The sequence below is a fragment of the Deinococcus aetherius genome, from assembly GCF_025997855.1.
GTDB classification, from domain to species: Bacteria; Deinococcota; Deinococci; order Deinococcales; family Deinococcaceae; genus Deinococcus; species Deinococcus aetherius.
On record NZ_AP026560.1, the window covers coordinates 2,729,462 to 2,750,998 of the forward strand.

At 71.8% G+C, this 21,537-nt stretch carries 18 protein-coding genes and 1 tRNA gene; 9 read left to right on the forward strand and 10 right to left on the reverse strand.

What is annotated here, in order from left to right; translation table 11 throughout:
• Positions 1 to 156 precede the first annotated feature (156 nt).
• Positions 157 to 1,122 (reverse strand): ComEC/Rec2 family competence protein, encoded by a 966-nt coding sequence (locus DAETH_RS13965; RefSeq protein ID WP_264775484.1) that lies wholly within the window; start codon positions 1,120 to 1,122, stop codon positions 157 to 159.
• On the reverse strand, positions 1,119 to 1,433 hold the full coding sequence (locus DAETH_RS13970; RefSeq protein ID WP_264775485.1) for a DUF3006 domain-containing protein: 315 nt from the start codon (positions 1,431 to 1,433) through the stop codon (positions 1,119 to 1,121). The genes DAETH_RS13965 and DAETH_RS13970 overlap by 4 nt, the downstream gene beginning before the upstream one ends.
• A gap of 54 nt (positions 1,434 to 1,487) precedes the next feature.
• Between DAETH_RS13970 and DAETH_RS13975 the strand changes: the two genes are divergently transcribed.
• The 3 genes from DAETH_RS13975 to DAETH_RS13985 all read left to right on the forward strand — a co-directional run bounded on the left by DAETH_RS13975 (position 1,488) and on the right by DAETH_RS13985 (position 4,879).
• The gene (locus tag DAETH_RS13975) at positions 1,488 to 2,039 is read left to right on the forward strand and encodes a GNAT family N-acetyltransferase (RefSeq protein ID WP_264775486.1); all 552 of its coding nucleotides are present in this window, start codon (positions 1,488 to 1,490) and stop codon (positions 2,037 to 2,039) included.
• Positions 2,040 to 2,129: 90 nt separating this feature from the next.
• Positions 2,130 to 3,524: a TldD/PmbA family protein gene (locus tag DAETH_RS13980; protein ID WP_264775487.1), complete on the forward strand. Its 1,395-nt coding sequence runs from the start codon at positions 2,130 to 2,132 to the stop codon at positions 3,522 to 3,524.
• Positions 3,521 to 4,879: a TldD/PmbA family protein gene (locus DAETH_RS13985; RefSeq protein WP_264775488.1), complete on the forward strand. Its 1,359-nt coding sequence runs from the start codon at positions 3,521 to 3,523 to the stop codon at positions 4,877 to 4,879. The genes DAETH_RS13980 and DAETH_RS13985 overlap by 4 nt, the downstream gene beginning before the upstream one ends.
• Before the next feature lie 61 nt (positions 4,880 to 4,940).
• On the opposite strand, the gene speA is transcribed toward DAETH_RS13985, so the two are convergent.
• Both speA and DAETH_RS13995 read right to left on the reverse strand, forming a co-directional pair.
• Entirely contained in the window at positions 4,941 to 6,851 is a 1,911-nt protein-coding gene (speA, locus tag DAETH_RS13990) for a biosynthetic arginine decarboxylase (protein WP_264775489.1), read from the reverse strand.
• A gap of 269 nt (positions 6,852 to 7,120) precedes the next feature.
• Positions 7,121 to 7,196: transfer RNA gene (locus DAETH_RS13995), tRNA-Asp, on the reverse strand.
• Between the two features lie 111 nt (positions 7,197 to 7,307).
• Between DAETH_RS13995 and DAETH_RS14000 the strand changes: the two genes are divergently transcribed.
• Positions 7,308 to 8,321, forward strand: coding sequence for an asparaginase (locus DAETH_RS14000; RefSeq protein ID WP_264775490.1), 1,014 nt, complete (start codon positions 7,308 to 7,310; stop codon positions 8,319 to 8,321).
• Positions 8,322 to 8,381: 60 nt separating this feature from the next.
• On the opposite strand, the gene DAETH_RS14005 is transcribed toward DAETH_RS14000, so the two are convergent.
• On the reverse strand, positions 8,382 to 10,457 hold the full coding sequence (locus DAETH_RS14005) for a S9 family peptidase (RefSeq protein ID WP_264775491.1): 2,076 nt from the start codon (positions 10,455 to 10,457) through the stop codon (positions 8,382 to 8,384).
• Between the two features lie 33 nt (positions 10,458 to 10,490).
• Here DAETH_RS14005 and DAETH_RS14010 point away from each other — a divergent pair, with 33 nt between their 5' ends.
• A complete protein-coding gene (locus DAETH_RS14010) occupies positions 10,491 to 11,549 on the forward strand; it encodes a serine hydrolase domain-containing protein (RefSeq protein ID WP_264775492.1) in 1,059 nt (352 codons plus the stop codon).
• Between the two features lie 10 nt (positions 11,550 to 11,559).
• Here DAETH_RS14010 and DAETH_RS14015 read toward each other — a convergent pair whose 3' ends face one another.
• From DAETH_RS14015 to DAETH_RS14030, 4 genes are read right to left on the reverse strand one after another with little or no spacing between them, the layout of a single operon-like run.
• The gene (locus tag DAETH_RS14015) at positions 11,560 to 11,889 is read right to left on the reverse strand and encodes a DHCW motif cupin fold protein (RefSeq protein ID WP_264775493.1); all 330 of its coding nucleotides are present in this window, start codon (positions 11,887 to 11,889) and stop codon (positions 11,560 to 11,562) included.
• Positions 11,890 to 11,909: 20 nt separating this feature from the next.
• Positions 11,910 to 12,998 carry a hypothetical protein gene (locus tag DAETH_RS14020; protein WP_264775494.1) on the reverse strand — a complete coding sequence of 363 codons (1,089 nt, stop codon included), beginning with the start codon at positions 12,996 to 12,998 and terminating at the stop codon, positions 11,910 to 11,912.
• 25 nt (positions 12,999 to 13,023) lie between these two features.
• A complete protein-coding gene (locus DAETH_RS14025) occupies positions 13,024 to 15,849 on the reverse strand; it encodes an LPS-assembly protein LptD (protein WP_264775495.1) in 2,826 nt (941 codons plus the stop codon).
• On the reverse strand, positions 15,839 to 17,071 hold the full coding sequence (locus DAETH_RS14030; protein ID WP_264775496.1) for a SpoIID/LytB domain-containing protein: 1,233 nt from the start codon (positions 17,069 to 17,071) through the stop codon (positions 15,839 to 15,841). The genes DAETH_RS14025 and DAETH_RS14030 overlap by 11 nt, the downstream gene beginning before the upstream one ends.
• Before the next feature lie 87 nt (positions 17,072 to 17,158).
• Here DAETH_RS14030 and DAETH_RS14035 point away from each other — a divergent pair, with 87 nt between their 5' ends.
• The gene (locus DAETH_RS14035) at positions 17,159 to 18,325 is read left to right on the forward strand and encodes an FAD-dependent oxidoreductase (protein ID WP_264775497.1); all 1,167 of its coding nucleotides are present in this window, start codon (positions 17,159 to 17,161) and stop codon (positions 18,323 to 18,325) included.
• 18 nt (positions 18,326 to 18,343) lie between these two features.
• Here DAETH_RS14035 and DAETH_RS14040 read toward each other — a convergent pair whose 3' ends face one another.
• Positions 18,344 to 18,868, reverse strand: a complete 525-nt coding sequence (locus DAETH_RS14040; protein ID WP_264775498.1) for a GNAT family N-acetyltransferase — start codon at positions 18,866 to 18,868, stop codon at positions 18,344 to 18,346.
• A 40-nt stretch (positions 18,869 to 18,908) separates the two neighbouring features.
• Here DAETH_RS14040 and DAETH_RS14045 point away from each other — a divergent pair, with 40 nt between their 5' ends.
• From DAETH_RS14045 to lipA, 3 genes are all read left to right on the forward strand, one after another.
• Positions 18,909 to 19,679: a metallophosphoesterase family protein gene (locus DAETH_RS14045; protein WP_264775499.1), complete on the forward strand. Its 771-nt coding sequence runs from the start codon at positions 18,909 to 18,911 to the stop codon at positions 19,677 to 19,679.
• 103 nt (positions 19,680 to 19,782) lie between these two features.
• Positions 19,783 to 20,505 carry a lipoyl(octanoyl) transferase LipB gene (gene lipB, locus DAETH_RS14050; RefSeq protein ID WP_264775500.1) on the forward strand — a complete coding sequence of 241 codons (723 nt, stop codon included), beginning with the start codon at positions 19,783 to 19,785 and terminating at the stop codon, positions 20,503 to 20,505.
• Positions 20,502 to 21,482 carry a lipoyl synthase gene (lipA, locus tag DAETH_RS14055; protein ID WP_264775501.1) on the forward strand — a complete coding sequence of 327 codons (981 nt, stop codon included), beginning with the start codon at positions 20,502 to 20,504 and terminating at the stop codon, positions 21,480 to 21,482. Before lipB ends, lipA begins: the two co-directional genes overlap by 4 nt.
• Positions 21,483 to 21,537 lie beyond the last annotated feature (55 nt).

Here is a 21,537-nt window from a genome sequence, read left to right on the forward strand (position 1 = left end):
AGCTTCGTTCGCCCATCAAGGCTAGGAGGTGGGCCGCCATCCCATGTGAGGTTTTCCCTCGGGGGTCTTATGGTTCGACGTTGAATGGATTGTACGCAATCCACCTGGGCGGGTGTCACGGGCGACGGGGGCACAGGCCCACGTCCAGTCGACCCCCTACCGCTCCGTCTGGACCTGATACGTGCCGTCCCCCTCGCCCGTGAAGGTGACGGTGCCCTGCTGGTCGGTGCGGTAGACGCGGACCCCGTTTTCCTTGTAGAGGTCGAGGGCCGTCTTCGTGGGGTGGCCGTAGTTGTTCTCGCCGACGCCGATGACCACGTTCTCGGGGCGGACGGCGGCGAGCCAGGCCTGGTGGTCGCCATTCGCTGCGCCGTGGTGGATGCTCTTGTAGACCTGGAAGGGACCCTGAATCTCGGCCCGGTCCTCCTCCAGCCAGGCTTCCGTCTCGGGCTTTTCGCTGTCGCCGGTCATCAGCGCGCGGAACTTGCCGAACTCGACGCGCACGCCGACGCTGTTGTCGTTCTGGTCGTCGCCCATCCCGGCGGGCGGGGCGATCACGCGGACCTTCACGGAGCCGAGGTTGATGACCTGCCCGTTCGCCTTCTGGAAGGTGGTGCCGTCCTCCTGAAGCGCGGCGACGAGGCGTTCCCAGGTGCGGGTGGTGCCCGCGAGGCCGTTGTTGATGAAGAGGGTGGGCTTGGCGGTCTCGGCGGCGGGAATCAGGCCGGCGATGTGGTCGGCGTCGGCGTGGCTGGCGACCATCAGGTCGATCTTGGTGACCCCGTAGGCTTCCAGGTACCCCCGCATCCGCTCGGCGCTGCGCCCGCCGTCGTAGAGCATCGTCTTGCCCTCGGGGCTGGTCACGAGCACGGCGTCCCCCTGTCCCACGTCGAGGAAACGGATGGTGACCTGGCCACCGGGGTTGGCGGTTCCCCCCTGCCCGCCGCCCTTCTCCTTCCCGCCGCCCCCCGCGCAGGCCGCGAGGCTGACGATCAGCCCCAGGACGAGCACCCCGGCGAGGTCGCTGGTGCTGGGGCCGTGGTGGTGCCCGGCCTTGCCCTTCTTGAGCTTGGCGGCCTTCTTGCGGGCGGGGGCCTTGGAAATCGCCTTCTTGCCGCTCATAGCGTGATCTCCCCTTCCCCCTCGCGGGGCGTTCCCGCATTCAGGCGGTCGAGGTTGCGCTGGGCGGACTCGCGGCGGGCCCGGGTCTCCCCCGGCAGGAGGCGGACGGTCACCCCGTCGGGGCCGTCCTGCACGGCAAGGAGGTCGCCCTCGCGCACCCCGTCGGGCAGGGCCGAGAGGGGGAGATCGAAGGTGCGCCCGTCCTCCCGCTCCACCCGCGCGACCCGGCCACGCGGGCCGTCCTCGATGCCGTCCACGATCCAGCGTTCGGGGGCCGGGGGGTGGGAGTCGCGGCGTTCTTCGTCCTTCACCCCCACAGGGTAGCGCGGCGAACGTCTGAGCTTGGGAACGTGCCACACTGCCCCATGCGGCACAGCCTGACGCTGAGAGACGCCGACCTGACCCTGCGGCCCCTGGAGGAAGGGGACATTCCGGCCCTGTGCGTGTTGGCGGCGGACTGCGGGGACGAGTTGCGGCTGATGGGCTCACCCCCCGTCTCTCCCGCCTACTACCGGGCCGCGCTGGGCGCCCCCGACCAGATGCCTTTTGTGGTGGAGGTTGGCCGCGAACCGGCGGGGAGCACCCGCTACGGTGACATCCGCACAGCGCACGGCGGGCTGGAGATCGGCTGGACCTGGCTTCACCCCCGCTGGCACGGCACGGGCCTCAACCGCCGCATGAAACGCCTGATGCTCGCCCACGCCTTCGAGGTCATGGGGATGGAGCGGGTGCAGATCAAGACCGACATCCTGAACACTCGCAGCCAGCGGGCCATCGAGGGGCTCGGGGCCGTCCACGAGGGCGTGCTGCGGCGGCACATGCGGCGGCCCGACGGCACCATGCGCGACACGGTAATGTACTCGGTCATCCGGGAGGAGTGGCCCGCCGTGGCTCAGAGGCTCAGCGAAATGGCCTAGCCCAATCTCATGCCGGGCCGACCCCACGGTGGCGCAGAATGTGAAGGACCTCGCATCTCTCGCCCACTCGCCTCCCCTTAGGAGAAAGACATGATCGACCAGCACCTCGCCGCCGAAGCTCTCACCCGTGCCCGCGCGGGCGGGGCGGACTTCGCGGAACTGTTCGCGGAGGACACCCTGACGACTACCCTGCGCCTGCATCAGGGGGAGGTGAAGGACGCCGGGGGCGGGAACCTGTTCGGGGCGGGGCTGCGGCTGCTCTACGGCACCCGCGTGGTGTACGCCTACACGAACGACGTGACCCCGGCGGGCCTGCGCGACCTCGCCGACGCGGTGGCCTCGGCGCGCGGCGGGGCGGGCGAGCCGGACCGGGCGGGCGCGGGGGGGCTCGACTTCCGCCGACTGGATGCCCGGCCCCTGTACGTCGCCCGCGAACATCCCCTGCACACGGCCAAACGCGACAAGCTCGCCCTGATGCGGCGGGCCCACGGGGCGGCGGCGGGCGTGGGAGACGTGAAGACGGTGGACGTGAACTATCTCGACCGGGTGCAGCGCGTCCTCGTCGCCAACTCGGAGGGGCTGTGGGCGGAGGACGAGCGGGTGTGGACCCGGCTGACGGTCACCGCCATCGCCCAGGACGGCCCCCGGCGCGAGACGGGCTTCGACGGGCCCGGGGCCGGGCAGGGGCTGGAGTTCTTCGAGACGGTGCCGCCCGAGAGCGTCGGCGCCGAGGCCGCCCGAGTCGCCAACGCCATGCTGCGCGCGGGGTACGCGCCCGCCGGGAGGCTCCCCGTCGTGATCGGCAACGGCTTCGGCGGGGTGATCTTCCACGAGGCGTGCGGGCACATCCTGGAGACGACCGCCGTGGAGAAGAACGCCAGCGTCTTCGCGGGCAAGCTGGGCGAGAAGATCGCGCACGAGTCGGTCACCGCCATCGACGACGGCACCCTTCCGGGGTCCTGGGGCATGGTCACCGTGGACGACGAGGGCATGAGGGGCGAGCGCACCGTCCTGATCGAGAACGGCGTGCTGAAGTCCTTCCTGGCCGACCGGGTGGGCGAACTCAAGACCGGGCACAGGCGCACGGGCAGCGGGCGGCGGCAGAACTACACCTACGCGCCTGCCAGCCGCATGAGGAGCACCTTCATCGACCGGGGCGGCGAGACGCCGGAGGGACTGATCCGCAGCGTGGGGGATGGCATCTACGCCCGCCGGATGGGCGGCGGCAGCGTTACCCCCGGAACCGGGGACTACAACTTCGCGGTGCAGGAGGCGTACATGATCCGGGGTGGGGAGATCGCCGAACCTTTGAAAGGAGCTTCACTCGTCGGGAACGGGGCGCAGGACCTGAAGAACATCGTGGGCGTGGCGGGCGACCTCGCGCTGGGGCAGGGGATGTGCGGCAGCGTCTCGGGCTCCATCCCGACAGACGTTGGCCAGCCGCACATCCTCGTCTCGGAGATCACCGTGGGAGGCCGGGCATGACGACGGGGCCGGAGGAGCAACTGACGGTCGCGGAGGCACGCGCCTACCTGCTGGACCGCGCCCGGGAGCGGGGCGTGACGCTGGAGGTGTATGGGGAGCGCCGGGCCTCGACGAACGTGCGGGCCTTCGGCGGCGAGGTGGGCGAGTTCAAGGTGCAGACCCGGCAGGGGGTCGCGCTGCGCGCCCTCGTCGGCGGAGCGTGGGGGCACAGCTTCACCGAGAACCTGTCCCGGCCCGCCCTCGACCGGGCCCTGGACAGCGCCGTCGAGAACGCCGAACTCGTCGCGCCGGAGCGGGGAGCCGGGCTGCACGACTGGCCCCCTCCTCCCGCGCTCGACCTCCACGGCGAGGGCCTGAGCGGCGTGACGGCGGAACAGAAGGTGCGGGTCGCGCTCGACCTCGAACGCGTCACCCGCGAGGCCGACCCCCGCGTGGTGAGCGTGCCCTACGCGGTCTATCAGGACGGCGACGCCGAGGGGCTGGTCGCCAACACCGAGGGCCTGAGCCGGGAGACGCGGCAGCTCTACGCCCTCCAGTACGTCTCCCCCCTGGTGTCGGAGGGCGGCCAGAACAAGATGAAGGGCGACTGGCAGTTCACCCGCGAGTTCACCGAACTCGACCCCACCCGCACGGCCCTCTCGGCGGTGGAGCGGTCGCTGGCCCTGCTCGGCGCGCGGCCTGCCCCCAGCGGCACCTTCCCGGCGGTCGTGAGCGGCGAGTGCCTGGCCGAACTCCTCGCCATCTTCGCGGGCATGTTCAGCGGCCAGATGGTCGAGGAGGGCAAGAGCCCGCTCGCGGGGCGACTGGGCGAGCAGGTCGCCAGCGGGCTCGTCACCCTGACGGACGACGCGACCCTCCTGCGCGGCCTGAACTCGCGCCCCTTCGACGCGGAGGGCTGCCCCAGCGCCCCTCTCACCCTGATCGGGGAGGGGCGGCTCGCGGCCTTCCTCCACAACGCGGGGACGGCGGCCCGCGCGGGTACCCGCAGCACCGGGCACGCCACCCGCCAGGGGCTCCAGGGCACGGTGGGCGTGGCACCCAGCAACCTGCGCCTGCACCCCGGCACCACCTCCCCCGCCGATCTCGCCCGGGGAGTCACGGGCGTTCGCCTCACCGGGGTCGAGGGCGGGCACGCGGGCGCCAACCCCGTCACCGGGGACTTCAGCCTCCAGGCCGAGGGCTTCTGGGTGGAAGGCGGCGAGACGGCCTATCCCCTGGAGGTCTTTACCGTCGCCGGAAACCTCCTCGACCTCCTGGCGGACATCGAGGCCGTGGGGGCGGAGCTGTGGTTCACGCTGGACGGGGTGGAGGCCCCCGACGTGCGCGTGCGGGCCCTGGCGGTGGGGGGCGGCTGACCCTCCACGGCGAAGGGGCGACCCCGTCTTACCGGTCGGCCGCCCCTCTCCCCTGCCCCGCTCAGCCCTCCTCGTACTCCAGGTAGGTGTAGCCCAGCAACTCCTCGCCGTAGTCCTCCAGCAGCTCGTTCTCCTGTTCGGGGGTCAGGGTGCCCCTCTCCAGCGCGGCGTCGGTCTGGTCCTCGATGGAGTCGCGGAGCATGACCTCCTCGTACCCCATCGACTCGATCATGCGCCGGGCCTTCTGGCCGCGCACGAAGAGGTCGATGTTGTACCGCCCGCCGGGCCGCACGGTCACGTGCGCCTCGCTGACCTTGCCGAAGAGGTTGTGCGCGCTGCCCAGCACGTCCTGGTACGCGCCCATCAGGAACACACCCAGGTAGTAGGGCTCGTGGCCCGGCTCGTGCAGGGGCAGGGTGGCCTTCACGTCGCGCAGGTCGATGAACTTCTCGATCTTGCCGTCGCTGTCGCAGGTGATGTCCACGATGGTGCCCTGCCGGGTGGGCCGCTCGTCCAGCCGGTCCACCGGCACGATGGGAAAGAGCGCCTGGATCGCCCAGTTGTCGGGCAGGCTCTGGAAGAGGGAGAAGTTGCAGATGTACTTATCGGCGAGCACCTTCTGGAGGTCTTCCAGCTCGTCGGGCACGTACTTCTCGCCCTGAATCAGCTTGGCGATCTTGCGCAGGATGGCGTTGAACAGCGCCTCGCCACGCGCCCGGTCCTCCAGCGTCACGTAGCCGAGGTCGAAGAGGTTGTGCAGGGTCCCCTTGTCGCCCACCGCGTCGTTGTACATCTCGCGGTAGTTGCGGGCGCTGAGGTTCACCAGAATCTCTTCGAGGTCCTTGACGACCTGGTGGCTGTCCTCGTTCGGCGCGGCGAGTTCTTCGAGGTTGCGGGTGGGGCCCGTCACGTCCACCACGGGCATGATCAACACGGCGTGATGGGCGGTCAAGGCCCGGCCCGACTCGGAGATGATGGTGGGCTCGGGCACCCCGCGCGCCCGGCAGGTCTCCTGCACGGTGTACACCACGTCGGCGGCGTACTCGCCCACGGTGTAGTTCATGGAGGCGTAGAAGGTGGTCTTCGAGCCGTCGTAGTCCACGCCCAGGCCGCCGCCCACGTTGAGGTACTTGAGCTGCGCCCCGGCGGCGATCAGGCCCGCGTAGGTCTGGGTGGCCTCGCGCACGGCGACCTTGACCCGGCGGATGTCGGTGATCTGCGAGCCGATGTGGGTGTGGAGCATCACCAGCGAGTCGAGCATGTTCTCCTCGCGCAGCCGCTCGACCACCCGCAACAGTTCGTAGGCGTTCAGGCCGAACTTCGCCTGGTCGCCGCCCGACTCCTCCCACTGCCCCGAGCCCCGCGCGTGGAGCTTGAAGCGCACGCCGATGGCGGGCTTGACGCCCAGCGCGCGGGCCTGCTTGAGCACCCGGTCGAGTTCGCTGTACTTCTCCAGCGTGATGACCACGTTCTTGCCGAGGGTCCGGCCCCACAGGGCGAGCTTGATGAAGCCGTCGTCCTTGAAGCCGTTGCAGCACAGCAGGGCGTCGGGGTGCATCCTCTGGGCGAGGCACAGCGCCAGCTCGGCCTTGCTGCCCGCCTCCAGCCCGTGCGCGTGGTCGTACCCGGCGGCGGCGACCGTCTCCACCACCAAGCGGCGCTGGTTGACCTTGATGGGAAAGACGCCCTGGTAGTGCCCGGTGTAGCCGTACTCGGCGATGGCCTTCCCGAAAGCGTCGTTGAGGTGCCTGACGCGCCCCGCGAGCACCTGGGGGAAGCGCAGGATGACGGGCAGGCTCTCGCCGCGCTCGACGATCTCGTCGATGATGGCGCGGAGCGGCGCGTGAAGGCCGGGGCCAGGGGTGACCTCCAGCTGGCCCCTGTCGGAGACGCGAAACCAGCCACCGCTCCAGTTGGGCACCTGGTAGAGTTCGGCGGCGTCAAGGGTGGAAAAAGAGGGTGTTGTCGTCAACTCAGGCGTCCTCCGTCCGTGGGGTAGGCTCGCCGTGCGCGGGGTTCGGAGCGCGGGAACACCGCTGGGGCTCACGGACGCCGTGCGAAACCGCCGGGCATGATAGGGCAATGCGGGCGCCGGGGTAGGGGCGTAGGCGGCAATTGGGGGAGAAGCAGTCAGCCGTCAGCAAAAGCAGCTTGTCGCTGAAAGCCGATGGCGGACCGCTGACGGCTCCAAAAAAGAAGGGCGAGGCGTTCACCTCGCTCCCCTCTGCCCTGCTCGAACTGTGGCGGTCCGGACGGGATTTGAACCCGCGACCTACTGCGTGACAGGCAGTTATGCTAACCGCTACACTACCGGACCAAAATCACCGGACCAACACTGGCGGAGGCCAGCGGAGTGAAGGTTAAGGGCCAGCGGGCGGGTTGTCAAGCCGCGCGGGTGTGGCCCGGCCCGTGAGCTAGGCTGCCGGACATGACACAACCTCTCGGGGTGGGGCGGGTCACCTTCAAGCGGGGAGGGCTCGCCGAGAGCGTCCACCGGGTTCACGCGGCGGTCGTGGACGCGCGGGGGCAGACCGTGGCGTGGTGCGGCGACCCCGCGCTCGTCGCCTTTCCGCGCAGCACCAGCAAGCCCGTCCAAGCCCTCCCGGTAGCCCTGGGCGCCCCCGACCTGCCCGGGGACGAACTCGCCATCGCCTGCGCCAGCCACGCCGGGACGCCCGAACATCTCGCCGTCGTGGCGCGGCTCCTGGCCCGCTCGGGCAGCACCGTGGACGACCTGCGCTGCGGCACCCACCCGCCCTTCGACCCGGAGGTGGCGGCGGGCCTGATTCGGGCGGAAGAGGCGCCCACCCCGCTGCACCACAATTGCTCGGGCAAGCACGCGGGGATGCTCCTCGCCTGCGTGCTCAATGGCTGGCCGCGCGAGGGGTACACGGACCCTGCTCATCCTCTACAGGTCCGCATCCGGGAACTCCACGCCGAGCTGGGTGGGGTGGGGCTGGATGACGTTCACGTCGGCACCGACGGGTGCAGCGTCCCCGCACTGGCCCTGCCGCTGCACGCGGTGGCGCGGACGTTCGCGCGGATAGCGGCCCCTGAGGGCGAACTGGCCCCCGCCCTGGAGCGCGTCTTTGGGGCGATGCGGGCCCACCCCTTCCTGGTCGCGGGCGCGGGGCGGCTCGACACCACCCTGATGCCCCTCGTCCCCGGTCTTGCCGCCAAGATGGGCGCGGAGGCGTTCTACGGCCTCGCACTGCGGGAGACGCCGCGCGGGCCCCTGGGCATCGCCTTCAAGGTCATGGACGGCGGTGAGCGGGCCCGGCCCCACGTCGCGCTCGCCGTGCTGGGAGAACTGGGCGCGCCGGTCACGGAGGAGCTGCGCGCCCTCGCCCCCGCCACCCTGCACAACTGGGCGGGGCGGGAGGTGGGGACGGTCGAGGTGGAGGTGAGCCTGGAGTGGGCGGAGCAGAACCCGGCTGCATAGTTTGACAGGGGGTGTATAGGGCGCTATTCTTTTTTCATCACCGCCCGAGAGGCGGCTTTTTTATTGCCCGTCCTCCCCCAACTTCCCTTCCACCGCCGCCAGCGCGAAGGCGTACTCCTCGGCGATCTCGTCGATGGCGTCGTAGCGACCGCTGGAGCCGCCGTGCCCGGCGCCGAAGTTGGTCTTGAGGACGATCACACCGCTGCCGGGGGCGGCCACGTCGCGCAGGCGGGCGACGTACTTGGCGGGTTCCCAGTAGGCGACGCGGGGGTCGTTCAGACCCGTCGAGACGAAGAGGTGGGGGTAGACGCGGGAGGCGAGGTTGTCGTAAGGGCTGTAAGCGCGCATGGTGGCGTAAGCTCCCGGCTCCCCAGGGTTGCCCCACTCGTCGTACTCGCCGGTCGTGAGGGGGATGGAGGCGTCGAGCATGGTCGAGAGCACGTCCACGAAGGGCACCCCGACGAAGGCCGCCCGGAAGAGGTCGGGGCGCAGGTTGACGGCGGCGGCGGTGAGCAGACCGCCCGCGCTGCTGCCGGTCGCCACGAGGTCGCCCGCCACGCCCTCCGCCTTCAGGTGTTCGGCGGCGGCTATGAAGTCGGTGAAGGTGTTCAGCTTGTGGCCCAGCCGCCCGGCGTCGTACCAGCGGCGGCCCAGCTCGCTCCCGCCCCGGATGTGCGCGATGGCGAAGACCCAGCCCCGGTCGAGCAGGGGCAACCGGGTCGAGCGGAACTCGGGGTCGGTGGGAATGCCGTAGCTGCCGTAGCCGTACAGCAGCGTCGGGGCGGGCAGGGCCGTGTCCCGGCGGCGCACGAGGCTGACGGGCACGCGCTCGCCGCCTTGCGCGGTCGCCCAGGTCTGCTCACTCACGTACTCCGCCGGGTCGTAGTCGGGAACGGGCGTCGCCTTGACGAGCGTGGTCTCCAGCGTGTTCAGGTCGAGGTCGAGGTGTTCGGCGGGCCGGGTCAGGCTGGTGTACACGATGCGGGCGGTGGCGGTGTCGAAGACGCGGTTCGGGCCGATGTGGACGGTGTAGCTCGCCTCCGGGAACCGGGCGCGGCGGGCCTCCGCATAACCCCCACCGGGGCGGGGCAGCACCCACAGCCGCGTGAAGCCGCCCTCCCGACCCGACACGAGCAGGTGCGAGGCGAAGAGGTGCATCCCGGTCAGATAACGCGCCGGGTGGTGCGGGAGCACGCCTTGCGCGTCTCCCCAGGTCAGGCCCTCCCTCTTCGGCAACCGCGCGAGCCGGAACTCGGTCGCGCCCCCCTGGTTCGTCAGGGCGAGCCAGTGGTCGCCGCCGTCCGTCACCGAGTATTCGACCCCGTGCTCGCGGGGCAGGATGAGGTGAGGTCGGGCCTCCGGGTCACGCACGTCCAGGGCGTGCCACTCTGACGTGACGCCCGCCTCGCTCCCGACGAGCAGGGTCTCGCCGTTCTCGGAGAGGTGGGCGGTGGCGCGGAAGGTGGGGTCGTCCTCCTGGTACAGCAGTTCGTCGGTCTCCTGGGGCTGGCCGAGGGTGTGGCGCCAGACTTGGTGGGGGCGCTGCGTCTCGTCGTCGCGGCCGTAGTACAGGTGCGAGCCGTCCGCGCCCCAATCGAGCGTCCAGCCGCTCACGCCCGTCAGGGGAGGCTCGGCGAGGTCGCCCGTCCCCGTGTCGAGCACCCGCAACTCGAACACCTCCTGCCCGGTCGTGTCGAGGAGGAAGGCCCAGAGGCGGCCGTCCGGGCTGGGCCGGGTCGCGTACACCCAGACGTTGGCGTGGCCCTCCCGCTCGGCCAGGGCGTTCAGATCGAGAAGCACCTCCTCTTCGCCCCCGGCCACGGGGCGGCGCAGGAAGATGGGGTGGGCCCGGCCTTCCTCGGTGCGGGTGAGGTACAGCCACCCCCCCTCGCGCACGGGGGCGCCCTCGTCGCGTTCCTGGACGTGTGAGAGGAGGTCCCGGTAGATCGCCCCCTGCATGTCGCGCAGGGGAGCCATCACCGCGTTCAGGTGGGCGTTCTCGGCGTGCAGATAGGCCAGCACCTCGGGGTCGGCCCGGCCCTGGGTCCTCAGCCAGTGGTAGTCGTCCGGGCGGTCCTCGCCGTGCAGGGAGTGGATGACAGGCTTTCTGGCGGCGCGGGGCGGGGTGAGGGCCATGCCCGAGCCTACCAGGGGCGCTACCCTGACCCCATGTTCCGCCGAGACCCGCTTCGCCAGGCCCTGCGAGAGGTGGGCGAGGTTCTGGGCGCGGACGCGGGGCGGGCCCTCCCCCTCGTGCGCCTGGCTCTGCGGCGGGGCGGGGTGATCGGCGCGGCGCGGGGAGGGCGGGCCGTCGTGGTCGGCCTCGGCGGCGTGCCCCGGGAGGGCGTCTTCGAGCTGGCGAGCGTCACCAAGCCCTTCACGGCGGCGCTGGCGGACGCGCTGGCGGGGTCGGGGCGGCTGGAGTGGGACGCGCCCCTCTCCCGGCTGGGAGGGCCCTTTCGCGGCTTCCCCGCCTTCGTCACTCCGCGCGCCCTGGCGACCCACACGGCGGGACTGCCTCCCCACCCCGCCCGGGTCATCGTGACGACCTTCACCCGCTTTCAGGACCCCTACGGCGGGATGAGCGCCGGGGGCGCCCTGGCGAGCGCGCGGCGCTGGGCCAACCGCCGGGCGGCGGGCCGTTTCGCCTACTCCAACCTGGGGGTGGGCGTCCTTGCCCTGGCCCTCGCGCACGCCTCGGGCGAGGCGGTGGACACGGCGGGTTACGGGCGAGCACTCGTGCGGCACGTCACCGGGCCGCTGAGGCTGGGGGACGTGTCCCTCACACCCAGTTCCGCCCGGCTCGTGACGCCCGCCGCCACCCTCTTCGGCGAGGGGGTCACCGGCTTCGGGCCGCTGGCGGGGGCGGGGGGCCTCTTCGGGACGGCGGCGGACCTGCTCGCCTTCGCGGCGGCGCACCTGGAGGGGCGGGCCGGGGAAGCGTGGCGGGAGGTGGCCCGTCCCCCCGGCCTGCCCCCGCACGCGACGGGGGCGGCCCCCGGCTGGTTCGAGACACGCGGCGTGTGGTGGCACGACGGGGTGGCGCGCGGCACCCGCACGGCCCTGGGAATGTGCCCGGCGGACGGGGCGGCGGCCGTGCTCCTCGCCCGGGGCGGCCTGCCGCTCGTGGGGCTGCGGGGGGCGGTTCCGGCGGCGCTGCTGGCAATGCTGGGGGGAAGCTTTCAGCCGTCAGCGGCCGGTGGAGAGCGGGGGTCCGGCCTCCCCTGACGGCGGGGGCTCAGTCCACGATGAAGAGCGTGGCGCCCCCCAGCGACGACGAGCGGTGCGCCTCGGCCCCATCGGCCACCTGATAGCTCATGCCGGACCGCAAGATGAAGGTCCGGCCGTCTTCCAACTCCGTGTCCAGTTGCCCACTCAGCACGAGCAGGATGTGGCCCTTATGGCACCAGTGGTCGGCCAGGTAGCCCGCCGTGTACTCCACCCGCCGGACGCGGATGCCCCCGAAATGGCGGGTGCGCCAGCGCGCGGTACCGGTCTGCCCGGGGTGGATCGTCTCCTCGACCATTTCCCAGTCGGTCGTGCCAAAGGGAATGTCCTGCATCTGCATGTCGGGAGCTTACCCGACCCTCAGGGCACCAGCCACGTCACCGCCCGCGCGTCGTTCAGTCCGCCCGCAAGCTGGGTGGGGTTCCAGTTCCCCTGCCCCAGGCCGAACACCGTGTCGTAGCTCGTCAGGGTGGTGCGGGTCAGGGCGTAGAGGTTGCCGTCGATGCCGAAGGAGACGTCGCGCAGCTCGGCGATGTTGGCGACGATGACGGCGCTCGCGCGGGTGTTGTCCCACAGGCGCAGGGGCTCGCTGCCGTTGCCGCTGAGGGTGGTGTCACGCCAGGCGGCGATCAGGTTGCTTGCCCCGCCCGTGCTCGCGCTCGTCCAGAGTCGGTCCACCCGCCCGCTCCCGAAGGCGCCCACCGTGGCCGCCGCGTTGGGCACGCCGAGGTCGGTCAGGGGCTGGATGCCGGTGTCGGTCGCGGCGTAGATGACGTTCCCCAGCGGGGCGAGGTCGCGGATCGCGGGGGTGGCGAGGGGCAGGGTGGCGGTGGCGACGATGTCCCCGGTGTTCTCGGGGGCGACGCGGATCGTCTCGCTGCCGCCGCCGAGCGCGGGCCGGGCGACGACGGCCCGGTCGCCGATCACGGCGATACGCACGGGGGGCCGGTCGGTCGTGGAGCTCGGCGGGGTGAAGGTGGGCAGCAGGGCAGTCCAGACCAGGCTGCCGTCGGTGCGGTACAGGGCGAGCTGCTGGGGCCCGTTCACGCTGCCCCCGCTCGCCGTGGCGCAGTCGCTGAGGGTGAGCAGCCGGTCGCGGGCGGCGCTCAGGACCGTGCTCGTCAGGCAGACCGGCGTGAAGGGCAGGGCCGCGAAGGGAACGGGATTGGCGAGGTTCACGTCCCGGCTCTCGATCCCCGACGTCAGGGTCAGGGCGACGCGCGTGCCGCCCGGCAGCGTGTCGAGGGTCACCCCCCTGTTGTCTTGACCGAGGGGAACGCTCACGTCGGACGCGCCGCTCCCGGGCGTGACGGTGCGGACGGTCGCGCCCCCGTCCGTGAGCACCGCGAGGCGCAGGCTGGGAGGCGTCTCCTCCGTCCCGGTGCAGGCGGCGAGGAGGCCGGGCAGGAGCAGGGCCAGGGCAAGCGGGCGCAGGGGGGATGCGGTCATGGCGTGTTGGCCTCCGTGGGGGCAATCAGGGCAGGAGCGGGATGCTCAGGCCGCTCTCCTCGCCGTAGTCGAACAGGGGGTAGGAGGTGCTGCCCGGCAGGCCGATGGCGAGGCGGTAGCGGCGAATGCTGAGGTCGATCTCCGCCTGGAGGGCCCAGCAGCAGCGGTCGATGGTCAGGCCGATCACGGGCGTGAAGTTCCAGTCCCCCACCCGCTGACCATTCTGCCAGACGACGGTCTGGCGCAGGCTGGCCGTCAGGTACGCCCCCGGCCTGGGCCCGTTCCCCAGCGCCACACCGACGCGGACGGGATCGAGCACCAGCGTGTCGGTGGCGACGTCGTCCGGGAAGGTGCCGCTGCGGGTGCGGGTGTACACGGCCCGGCCCGAGAGCGCGGCGCGCGAGCCGAACTGCCACACGGCGTTCACGTCCGCGCGGGAGAACTCGGTGCGCGGCTGGTCGAGGCCCGGCGTGTTCAGGACGGCGGCCACGGCGAGGCTCTGGCCGGGGCGGGTGGCCCGCAGGGTGCCCGTGAGGCTGGGGCGCGTCCAGCCCTGCCGCCGGAAGTCGTAGGGGCCGCCGTAGGTGAGCTGCCAGTTCGTCGCCCGGCCCGCCGCCGTGCCCACGCTGAAGGTGACCGTGCCGCTCTCCCGCGCCGTCTCGGGTTGGTCGAGCAGCAGGTCGTGGGCGGTCGAGAGCGTGTATTCCCCCCGCCAGGTCAGCGCGTAGCTCCCGGTGAGGCGCGGGGTGAGCAGGTCGAGGTTCTCGCGCGCCGTGAGGCTGACCGGGTTGAGCACGTTGTCGAAGGTCGTCGCCGCGCTCGCCTCGAAGCCCACCGCCGAGAGGCGGGGCGTGTCGATGTCGTGGGTGGCGTACACGCTGAAGTTGTTCGTGCGGACGTCGTCGGTCACGGTCGCGCGCACGGTGAAGGGGTCGTAGCCCCCGGTGCGGGTGTAGCTCCCGCTCGCCGTGAGGGTGAGGTTGGGCGCGGGCCAGCGGCTGGAGCGCGTCACCGTCTCGGGGCGGGCGGGCACGGCGGGGCTCGTCGCCGTCGCCGGGCGGGCCGGGGTGGCGGGCATGACGGTGACCCGCCCCGAGTTGGGGTCGCCCACGGTGACGTTGAAGCTGGTGTTCTCCAGCTCTCCCGTGCCGAAGTTGTACGCGAGGTTGTACGTCAGGTTGACGGGCGCCCGGTTCACCCCCAGCCGGAAGGTGGCGGGAAGCTGCCCCGCCGAGTTCGGCGGCAGGATCAGGTCGCGGGTGTACGTCGCGCGGAAGGTCACGTCCCGCACGGGCACGGTGTTCAGGTCGAGGGTCAGGGGCGCGCTCAGGCGGCGGCCCGCCACCGCGTCGAAGGCGAAGGGGCTGGTCCCCTCGATGCGGATGTAGTTGTAGCTCACCCCGAAGGTGTTCGTCTCGTTGAACCGCTGGGTCAGGGTGCCGCCCGCCTCCAGGTTCACCGTGCGGGCCCCGGTGCCGTAGTACCGCCCGGTGAAAGTGTTGCGCAGCGTCAGGTCGGCGTTCCGCCACGGGCTCGCGGTGAAGCTCAGCGCGTGCTGCTCCTCCAGCCGGGTGGTCGAGATGTTGACCCCCTGCGAGGTCGCGCTGCGCGAGAGGGGGTTACTCTGCCCGGTGTAGCGCCCCGCCGACACCCGGAAGTCCGCGCTGAAACCCCCCAGTGTCACGGGCTTGGGGTCGATCACGAGTTCGGGCTGCCGCAATGGCGTGGTGAGCGCCGTGGTGGGCTCCGGCCCGAAGCGGTCCACGTAGTTGAACTGAGCCGAGAACAGGGGATACTCGACGTTCGCCCCGAAGGTCACCCGCGTGACCCCCCGCTCGGGGTCGGTCTCGCTGCGCCCGATGTCGCGCCGTAAGACGTTCAGGGAGTAGTCGAGGTCGCGCACCGCCAGGGTGAGGGGGACGCGGCCCCGCGCGGTGAGGTCGAAGTCGAGGTCGTACCCGACCCGCTGGGTCCCGTCGGCGGCGAAGGGCTTGGGCTGCGCGAGGGTGTAGAGGTTCACCCGGTCCACGAAGGGCAGCGGCGCGTACGAGCGCAGGCTCACGCCGAGGCCGATGCTGGGGTCGCGGTTCTCGTAGTACCGCAAGAGCGTGGTGCCCAGCGTGCTCGTCCCCACGCTGAAGGGGAGGTCGGCCTCGACCGTCAGCCCGTCCGGGGCGCCGTTGCCGACGACGAGCCGGGGCTGGCGGTCGGGGTCGTTTAGCGGCAGCACCACGACGGGGAGGTACAGGACCGGGAAGTCGGCGATCAGGAGCTGCGCCCGGTAGGCGACGAGGCGGTCGCCCGGGTACACGATCAGCCTCTCGGCGCGGAAGGCGTAGTCGTTCGGCGTCCGCCCGCACTTCGCGCAGGGGGTGAAGTAACCCTGCGTGGCCCGCAGTTGGCCCGGCACCCGCTCGACCTGACCGCCGCGAATCTCCAGGTCGGCGTCGCTGATGATCACGTCCTCGCCCGTCAGTTGCTCCTGGCCGAGGTCCACGACGAGGTCCTCGCCCGTCAGGGTCTGCCCGTCCCGCGCGGTGCGGTACGTCGCCGCCCCGACGAGGGTGAGGGTGCGGCGGGTGCGGTTGTACTCGACGCGGGCGGCCCGCACCACGTCGTCGTCCACCCGCAGCTCGACCTGACTGCCCTGGTCGTCCCCGCTGATGATCACGATCTCCTGGTCGTCGAGGCGGCGCAGTTCGAGCGTCTGCGCCTGCACGATCCGCACCGTGCGCGCCTCGGCGCTCCCCAGCGCCGCCGCCGCTGCCAGCGAGGCGAGCGCGACGACCATACCCCGCCGCAGCCTTCCCCCGCCGCGCCGGAAGAGGCGGCCGACCGTCCTACTCGACATGGGACCCACTCCGGGCGAGCACGGCGGGGGAGGGCAGTGGGCGCAACCCGGCGAAGCTGGGGCGTCCAACCCCCGGCCCGCGTGCGAGCAACCCCAGGGACGTGCCGGGGTAGTAGAAGCCCAGGATCTGCGGGTGGGTCATGCCCTGCCGCGCCAGGCCCAGCGCCCCGTACTGGGAGAGGCCGACCCCGTGCCCGGCCCCGAACCCCTCCACGACGAGGGGCGTGCCGGGGCCCACCGGGCCGCTCAGGGTCGCCCGGCTGCTCGCGGCGCCGAGAGAACGGATGAATCCCCCCGCGTTCGCCCCCGACAGGAGGGCGGTGCCGCCCGTGCCCGTGAGGGTGATCTCCTGCGCCCGGCCCGACACGCTCGCCCGGGTGACCCGCACCGACGCCAGGGGGCCCACCCCCACCCCGTAGCGCGCGGCGACCTCCTGCACCCTGGCCGCGCCGACCTCCAGTCGCCAGCGCGACCGGGGCCCGCCCACCGAGTAGGGGTCGGCCCGGGCGATCAGGTACGGCACGTCGCGGCCCCACACCTCGGCGCTCGACGCGGTGAAGCCTCCCGAGTCGCTGGAGAAGTACGTGCTCGCGGGCCGCCCGTCGTAAGCGACGACCTCCCCGGCGGTCGCCCGGATGGCCGCGTCGGCGTTCGCGCGCTCGGCCGTGACACCCCGGTACACCTGGCAGGTCTCGGTGGCGCAGGTGTCGTACGGCAGGGCCGGGTTCACCCGCGCGGCCACGTAGGTGCGGGCGATCACCGCCTGGGCGGCGAGGGCGGCGGCGGGCCAGGTGGAGGGCATCTCGGCGGGCACCACCCCGCGCAGGTAGTCCTCCACGTCCACCACGTTGATGCCCTGCACGGTGCCGCGCTCGGCCCGCAGCAGCACCCCGCCCCGGTACGTCCGGCCGCCGATCTCCACGACGCTGCCGGGCGAGGGGGGCAGGTAGAGGGACGGGCTGCCCGCGTCCGCCCCGTTCAGCGTCAGGTTGGCGCCCCGCACGCCGACGGTCCAGAGGCTCGGGGAAGGGGGCGGGGGAGTGGCGTCGGGTGCGCCGGGCACGGGGGTGGTCGGGGTCAGGCCCAGGCCGGGGGGAACGGGGTCGGCCGGGGCCGGGGTGGGCACGCGCACGCCGAGCTGCGGGCCACTTGCCACCAGCACCCTCACGTTCAGCGCCCCCGCACCCGACCCGAGCGCCAGCGCAAGCATCAGAAACCGCATCTGCCCCGCGAGTATAAGGGCCCGCCTCTGTGCGGGGTCTGACAAGGGCGTGAGAGGCCGGGCGGCTCGACGCGGCATCATGCGGTTATGGGCACGGGAGCGGGAGAGGCGGGGCGCGTGTGGGCGCACGTCGGGCAGAGATTTACGGAGACCGGGTACGACGTGGTGGTCCTCGGCGCAGGGCGGATGGGCACGGCCTGCGCCCTCTTCCTGCGGCGCCTCGCCCCGGATCGCCGCCTGTTGATCGTCGAGCGCGGCGGCCTCCCCAACGAGGAGGGGGCGACGATCCTCGCGCCGGGGGTGTGGACGATTCTCGACGTGCCAGCGGGTCGGGCATCCGAGGCGCGGTGGGTCAACGCCCAGGTCGCAGGGGAACTCGGCCCGTTGCCGTTCCAGCCCCGCCCGTTGCTCGACCTCCATGCCGGGGCGGTCCCGGGAGGGAGGTCCACCACCGCCACCCTGGCCCGCTTCCCGGAGGCCGCCGCCCTGATCAACCCCGCCGCCCTCCCCTTCGCCCGGGTGGACGAGGAGGCGGCCACCTACCGCCCCGGCTCCGTCGCCCTCGCGTGCGGGCAGGGGGCCGTGCGGGCGGGCGCCGACCTGCTGTTGAACACCCACGCCCACCTCCTCCCCGGCGGCGTCCGGCTCGACCGCCTCACCGTCACGAACACCCACGAGGTCGTCACCCACGAGACGCGCGAGGTGCGGGCGGGGGTGACCATCGTGGCACTGGGGGCGGACGGCCCGCCCGCCGCCGAGCAAGACCTCGGGGCGCACACGGCGCACGGGCGGGCGTACCGGCAGACGCCCCGGCTGAACACTCCCAGCGATGACCGGACCCCCACCCTGCGCGCGGGCGGGCTGACCCTGCGCCCGGTCAGCGGCGGCTTCACCCTGATCCCGCCCGTCCACCACCGCGACCCCCAGGGCTACGTGCCCACCGGGGGACGGCTGACCGGCGTGCCCGTCGGCGTGCGGCGCGAGACGCTGGAGGACCTCGTCACCCTGATGGACGCCCTGCCCCCCCTCGCCACGGAGGCGTTGGAGGTGGGCCGCAGCCTCGCCGACGTGCCGGGAGCGTGGCTCGCGCTGCCCGGGGGGCGGGCGGACGCTCCCCCCACCCACGAGGAGGTCGCGCCCGGTGTCCACCTCCTCCTCGGCGGCCCGCTCGCCGACACGCTGGGGCTGGCGGTCGCCTATGACCTCGCGGCGCGGGTGGCGGGGGTGGAGGGGAGGCCGTGGGAGGAGGGGTGAGTGACCTCCCCGTCCCCGTCACAGCTCGATCCAGTACCGCCGGATGGGCTTCTCGTGGAAGTCCAGCCTGAATTCGCCCTCCAGCTTTCCACCGTTCGCCTCGATGACGCGGCGGGAGGCGAGGTTGTCCACGTCACAGGAGACGAGCACCCGCGTCAGCCCCAGTTCGCGGGCGCGGTCCAGCGCGAGCCGCAACATCAGGGTGGCGTGCCCCTGCCGCCGCGCCGAGGGACGCACCTCGTAGCCGATGTGCCCGCCGAACTCCCGCAGCCGCTCGTTGAGGCTGTGGCGAATGCTGACGCGGCCCAGGTACGTCTCCCCCTCCACCAGCCACAGGTATTCGGAGTTCACGAAGCCTTCCGGCGGAACGTTCGGCGGCTCGAAGCGGCGCAGGTGGGTCAGGAAGGCGCCGAAGTCGGCCTCCAGATCACCCACCTCCCAGGTGAGGGTGTCTCCCAGACCGCTGCCGCTCGCCTGGGCCTCCCTCACCGCCTCGATGAAGCTGGTCTTGTACCTCTCCGACGGGCGAACGAGTTCGGGCATGGCCCAGGGTAGGGCGGCGACCGGACGAATACACTCAACCGTGCCCCAGGACCTCACCGTCGCCGCCCTTACGGACGTTCACGGCAACGCCTTCGCCGCCGGGGCCGTCGTCGCCGACATGCAGCGCTTCCGGCCCGACGTGATCGTCAACCTGGGCGATCAGGTCTGGGGACAGGCGGACCCACGGCGGGCCCTCGACCTCCAACAGTCTCTGAATGCCGTCGAGGTGCGCGGCAACAACGACGAGCGGCTGACCATGCCCGCCGAGGCGCTCGCCCCGGCGCACGTTCGACTTCAGGCCTGGCTCGCCGAACGTCTCCCGGAATCCGAACGTGTCCGGCTCGCCACCCTCCCCCTCACCGCGACCATTGCCGAGGGCACCGTCCTTGCCGCCCACGGCACCCCCACCTCCGCCTGGGACAGCCTGATGCTGGAGTGGAACGGCCAAGCCTACGTCCACTGGAACGCTGGAGAAGTTCAGAACCGCCTGGGGCGGGACCTCCCCGACGGGGTGGAGGTGGTGCTCGTCGGTCACACGCACCGCGAGTATGTGCGCACACTTGGGAATCTCCTGCTCGTCAATGTCGGCTCGGTGAGCTTTCAAAACGACGGTGATCCCCGGGCGCGGTGGACCCTGCTGAGGCGGCGGCGCGGGCGATGGTCCGCCCAGCATCGCCGCGTGCCCTATGACTGGGACGCGGCGGCAGCGTGGGTCCTGGCGAATCGGCCCGTGTTCCCTGGCGAGGTTGACCTTCATCTCCGCCCGGTCACAGATGCCCTGCTCGACGCTGCGACCAGCCCGGCAGACTGAGCGCCTTCGTCTGTCCCCATTCACCACCCGGTGTGGTCAATCCCCCCGCCAATCTCGCCCTCGGGCACCTTGAGCACTGAAGGGCGGGCGTACAATCCGGGGCGTGAGAGACGTTCCCTTCGACGTGCTGGACCTGGGAGTGCTCCCCTACCGCGAGGCGTGGGACGTGCAGCATGACGTTCACGCGCGGGTCGCGGCAGGCGGGCGGCCCACCCTGCTCCTCGTCGAGCACCCGCCCGTGCTCACCCTGGGCCGCAAGGCGAAGGAGGGCACCAACATCGTCGTCACGCGCGAGTACCTCGCCTCGCAGGGGATTGAGGTGCTGGAGGTCGAGCGCGGCGGCGACGTGACGTACCACGGCCCCGGCCAACTCGTCGCCTACGCGATCTTCCCGGTGGGGAGACGGGTGCAGGACTTCCTGCGGCTGCTCGAACGGGCGGTGATCGAGACGCTGCACGACCTCGGCCTCCCGGACGCGCGGCCCAATCCCGGGTACGCGGGCGTGTACGTGGACCCGCGCGAGGTCAACGGGCGCGAGTACGAGCAGAAGATCGCCTCCTTCGGGGTGGCGGTGCAGCGGAACGTCGCCCTGCACGGCCTCGCGCTGAACGTCACCACCAACCTGGGGCACTTCGACCTGATCGTGCCCTGCGGCCTGAGCGGGACGCAGATGACGAGCGTGGAGCGGGAGTACGAGCTGCGCGGCATCGGCGGGAAGGCCAGCGTGGACGAGGCGAGAGCGGCCCTCACCCGCGCCTTCCACACCACCTTCGAGAACTACGACTGGACGCTCCCGGCGCTCGCGGGGGCGGGGAGCGAACGATGACCCAGCAGGAACCGAGATTCGTCAAGAACGGCATCTACCGCAAGGACTCCGTGCCCGTGCGCGAGAAGAAACCCGAGTGGCTGAAAGTCACCATCCCGACGGGCCAGGTCTTCGGCGAGGTCCGCAAGATCGTCAAGGAACACCGCCTGCACACCGTCTGCGAGGAGGCGATGTGCCCCAACATCGGCGAGTGCTGGTCGCGCGGCACGGCCACCTTCATGCTGATGGGCCACATCTGCACCCGCGCCTGCCGCTTCTGCGCGGTGGATACCGGGAACCCGGGTGGCAGGCTCGACCTCGACGAGCCCGCCAGCGTGGCCGACTCCGTGCGCCTGATGGGCCTGAAGTACGTCGTGCTGACTTCGGTGGACCGCGACGACCTGCCCGACGGCGGCGCCTACCACTTCGCCAAGACGGTGCAGGCGATCAAGCGGGTGAACCCGGAGACGCGGGTCGAGGCCCTGACCCCCGACTTCGGCGGCAACCCGCACTGCGTGGACCTCGTGCTGGAGAGCGGCGTGGACGTGTACGCGCAGAACCTGGAGACGGTGCGGCGCCTGACCCACCCGGTGCGCGACATCCGCGCGGGCTACGAGCGGACGCTGGAGGTCCTCGCGCACGCCAAGAGGAGCCGCCCCGACGTGATCACGAAGACCTCGATCATGCTGGGCCTGGGCGAGACGCGGGGGGAAATCCGGGAGGCGATGGAGGACTGCCGGGCACATGGGGTGGACGTGATCACCTTCGGGCAGTACCTGCGCCCGACGATGCACCACCTTCCCGTCGAGCGGTACGTCACCCCCGCCGAGTTCGACGAAATCCGGGAGGAGGGCCTGGGCCTGGGCTTCCTGGAGGTCGTCTCGGGTCCCCTCGTCCGCTCGTCGTATAAGGCCGAGCAGGTCTTGATGGAGAAGCCGAGCGCGCTGCCCGAGCACCTGGCGCACCTGGAGGGGAGTGACCAGCTCAGCCTGATCTGAGCGGGAAATAAGCACCGCTCCCAGTCTCCCGGAGGCTGGGGCGGTACGCTTTTGC

Excerpts from the sequence above, each read along its gene's own strand:
- DAETH_RS13965 (WP_264775484.1), bottom strand. The coding sequence starts at position 1,122 with ATGAGCGGCAAGAAGGCGATTTCCAAGGCCCCCGCCCGCAAGAAGGCC.
- DAETH_RS13975 (WP_264775486.1), top strand. The coding sequence starts at position 1,488 with ATGCGGCACAGCCTGACGCTGAGAGACGCCGACCTGACCCTGCGGCCC.
- DAETH_RS13980 (WP_264775487.1), top strand. The coding sequence starts at position 2,130 with ATGATCGACCAGCACCTCGCCGCCGAAGCTCTCACCCGTGCCCGCGCG.
- DAETH_RS13985 (WP_264775488.1), top strand. The coding sequence starts at position 3,521 with ATGACGACGGGGCCGGAGGAGCAACTGACGGTCGCGGAGGCACGCGCC.
- DAETH_RS14000 (WP_264775490.1), top strand. The coding sequence starts at position 7,308 with ATGACACAACCTCTCGGGGTGGGGCGGGTCACCTTCAAGCGGGGAGGG.
- DAETH_RS14005 (WP_264775491.1), bottom strand. The coding sequence starts at position 10,457 with ATGGCCCTCACCCCGCCCCGCGCCGCCAGAAAGCCTGTCATCCACTCC.
- DAETH_RS14010 (WP_264775492.1), top strand. The coding sequence starts at position 10,491 with ATGTTCCGCCGAGACCCGCTTCGCCAGGCCCTGCGAGAGGTGGGCGAG.
- DAETH_RS14015 (WP_264775493.1), bottom strand. The coding sequence starts at position 11,889 with ATGCAGATGCAGGACATTCCCTTTGGCACGACCGACTGGGAAATGGTC.
- DAETH_RS14020 (WP_264775494.1), bottom strand. The coding sequence starts at position 12,998 with ATGACCGCATCCCCCCTGCGCCCGCTTGCCCTGGCCCTGCTCCTGCCC.
- DAETH_RS14025 (WP_264775495.1), bottom strand. The coding sequence starts at position 15,849 with ATGTCGAGTAGGACGGTCGGCCGCCTCTTCCGGCGCGGCGGGGGAAGG.
- DAETH_RS14030 (WP_264775496.1), bottom strand. The coding sequence starts at position 17,071 with ATGCGGTTTCTGATGCTTGCGCTGGCGCTCGGGTCGGGTGCGGGGGCG.
- DAETH_RS14035 (WP_264775497.1), top strand. The coding sequence starts at position 17,159 with ATGGGCACGGGAGCGGGAGAGGCGGGGCGCGTGTGGGCGCACGTCGGG.
- DAETH_RS14040 (WP_264775498.1), bottom strand. The coding sequence starts at position 18,868 with ATGCCCGAACTCGTTCGCCCGTCGGAGAGGTACAAGACCAGCTTCATC.
- lipA (WP_264775501.1), top strand. The coding sequence starts at position 20,502 with ATGACCCAGCAGGAACCGAGATTCGTCAAGAACGGCATCTACCGCAAG.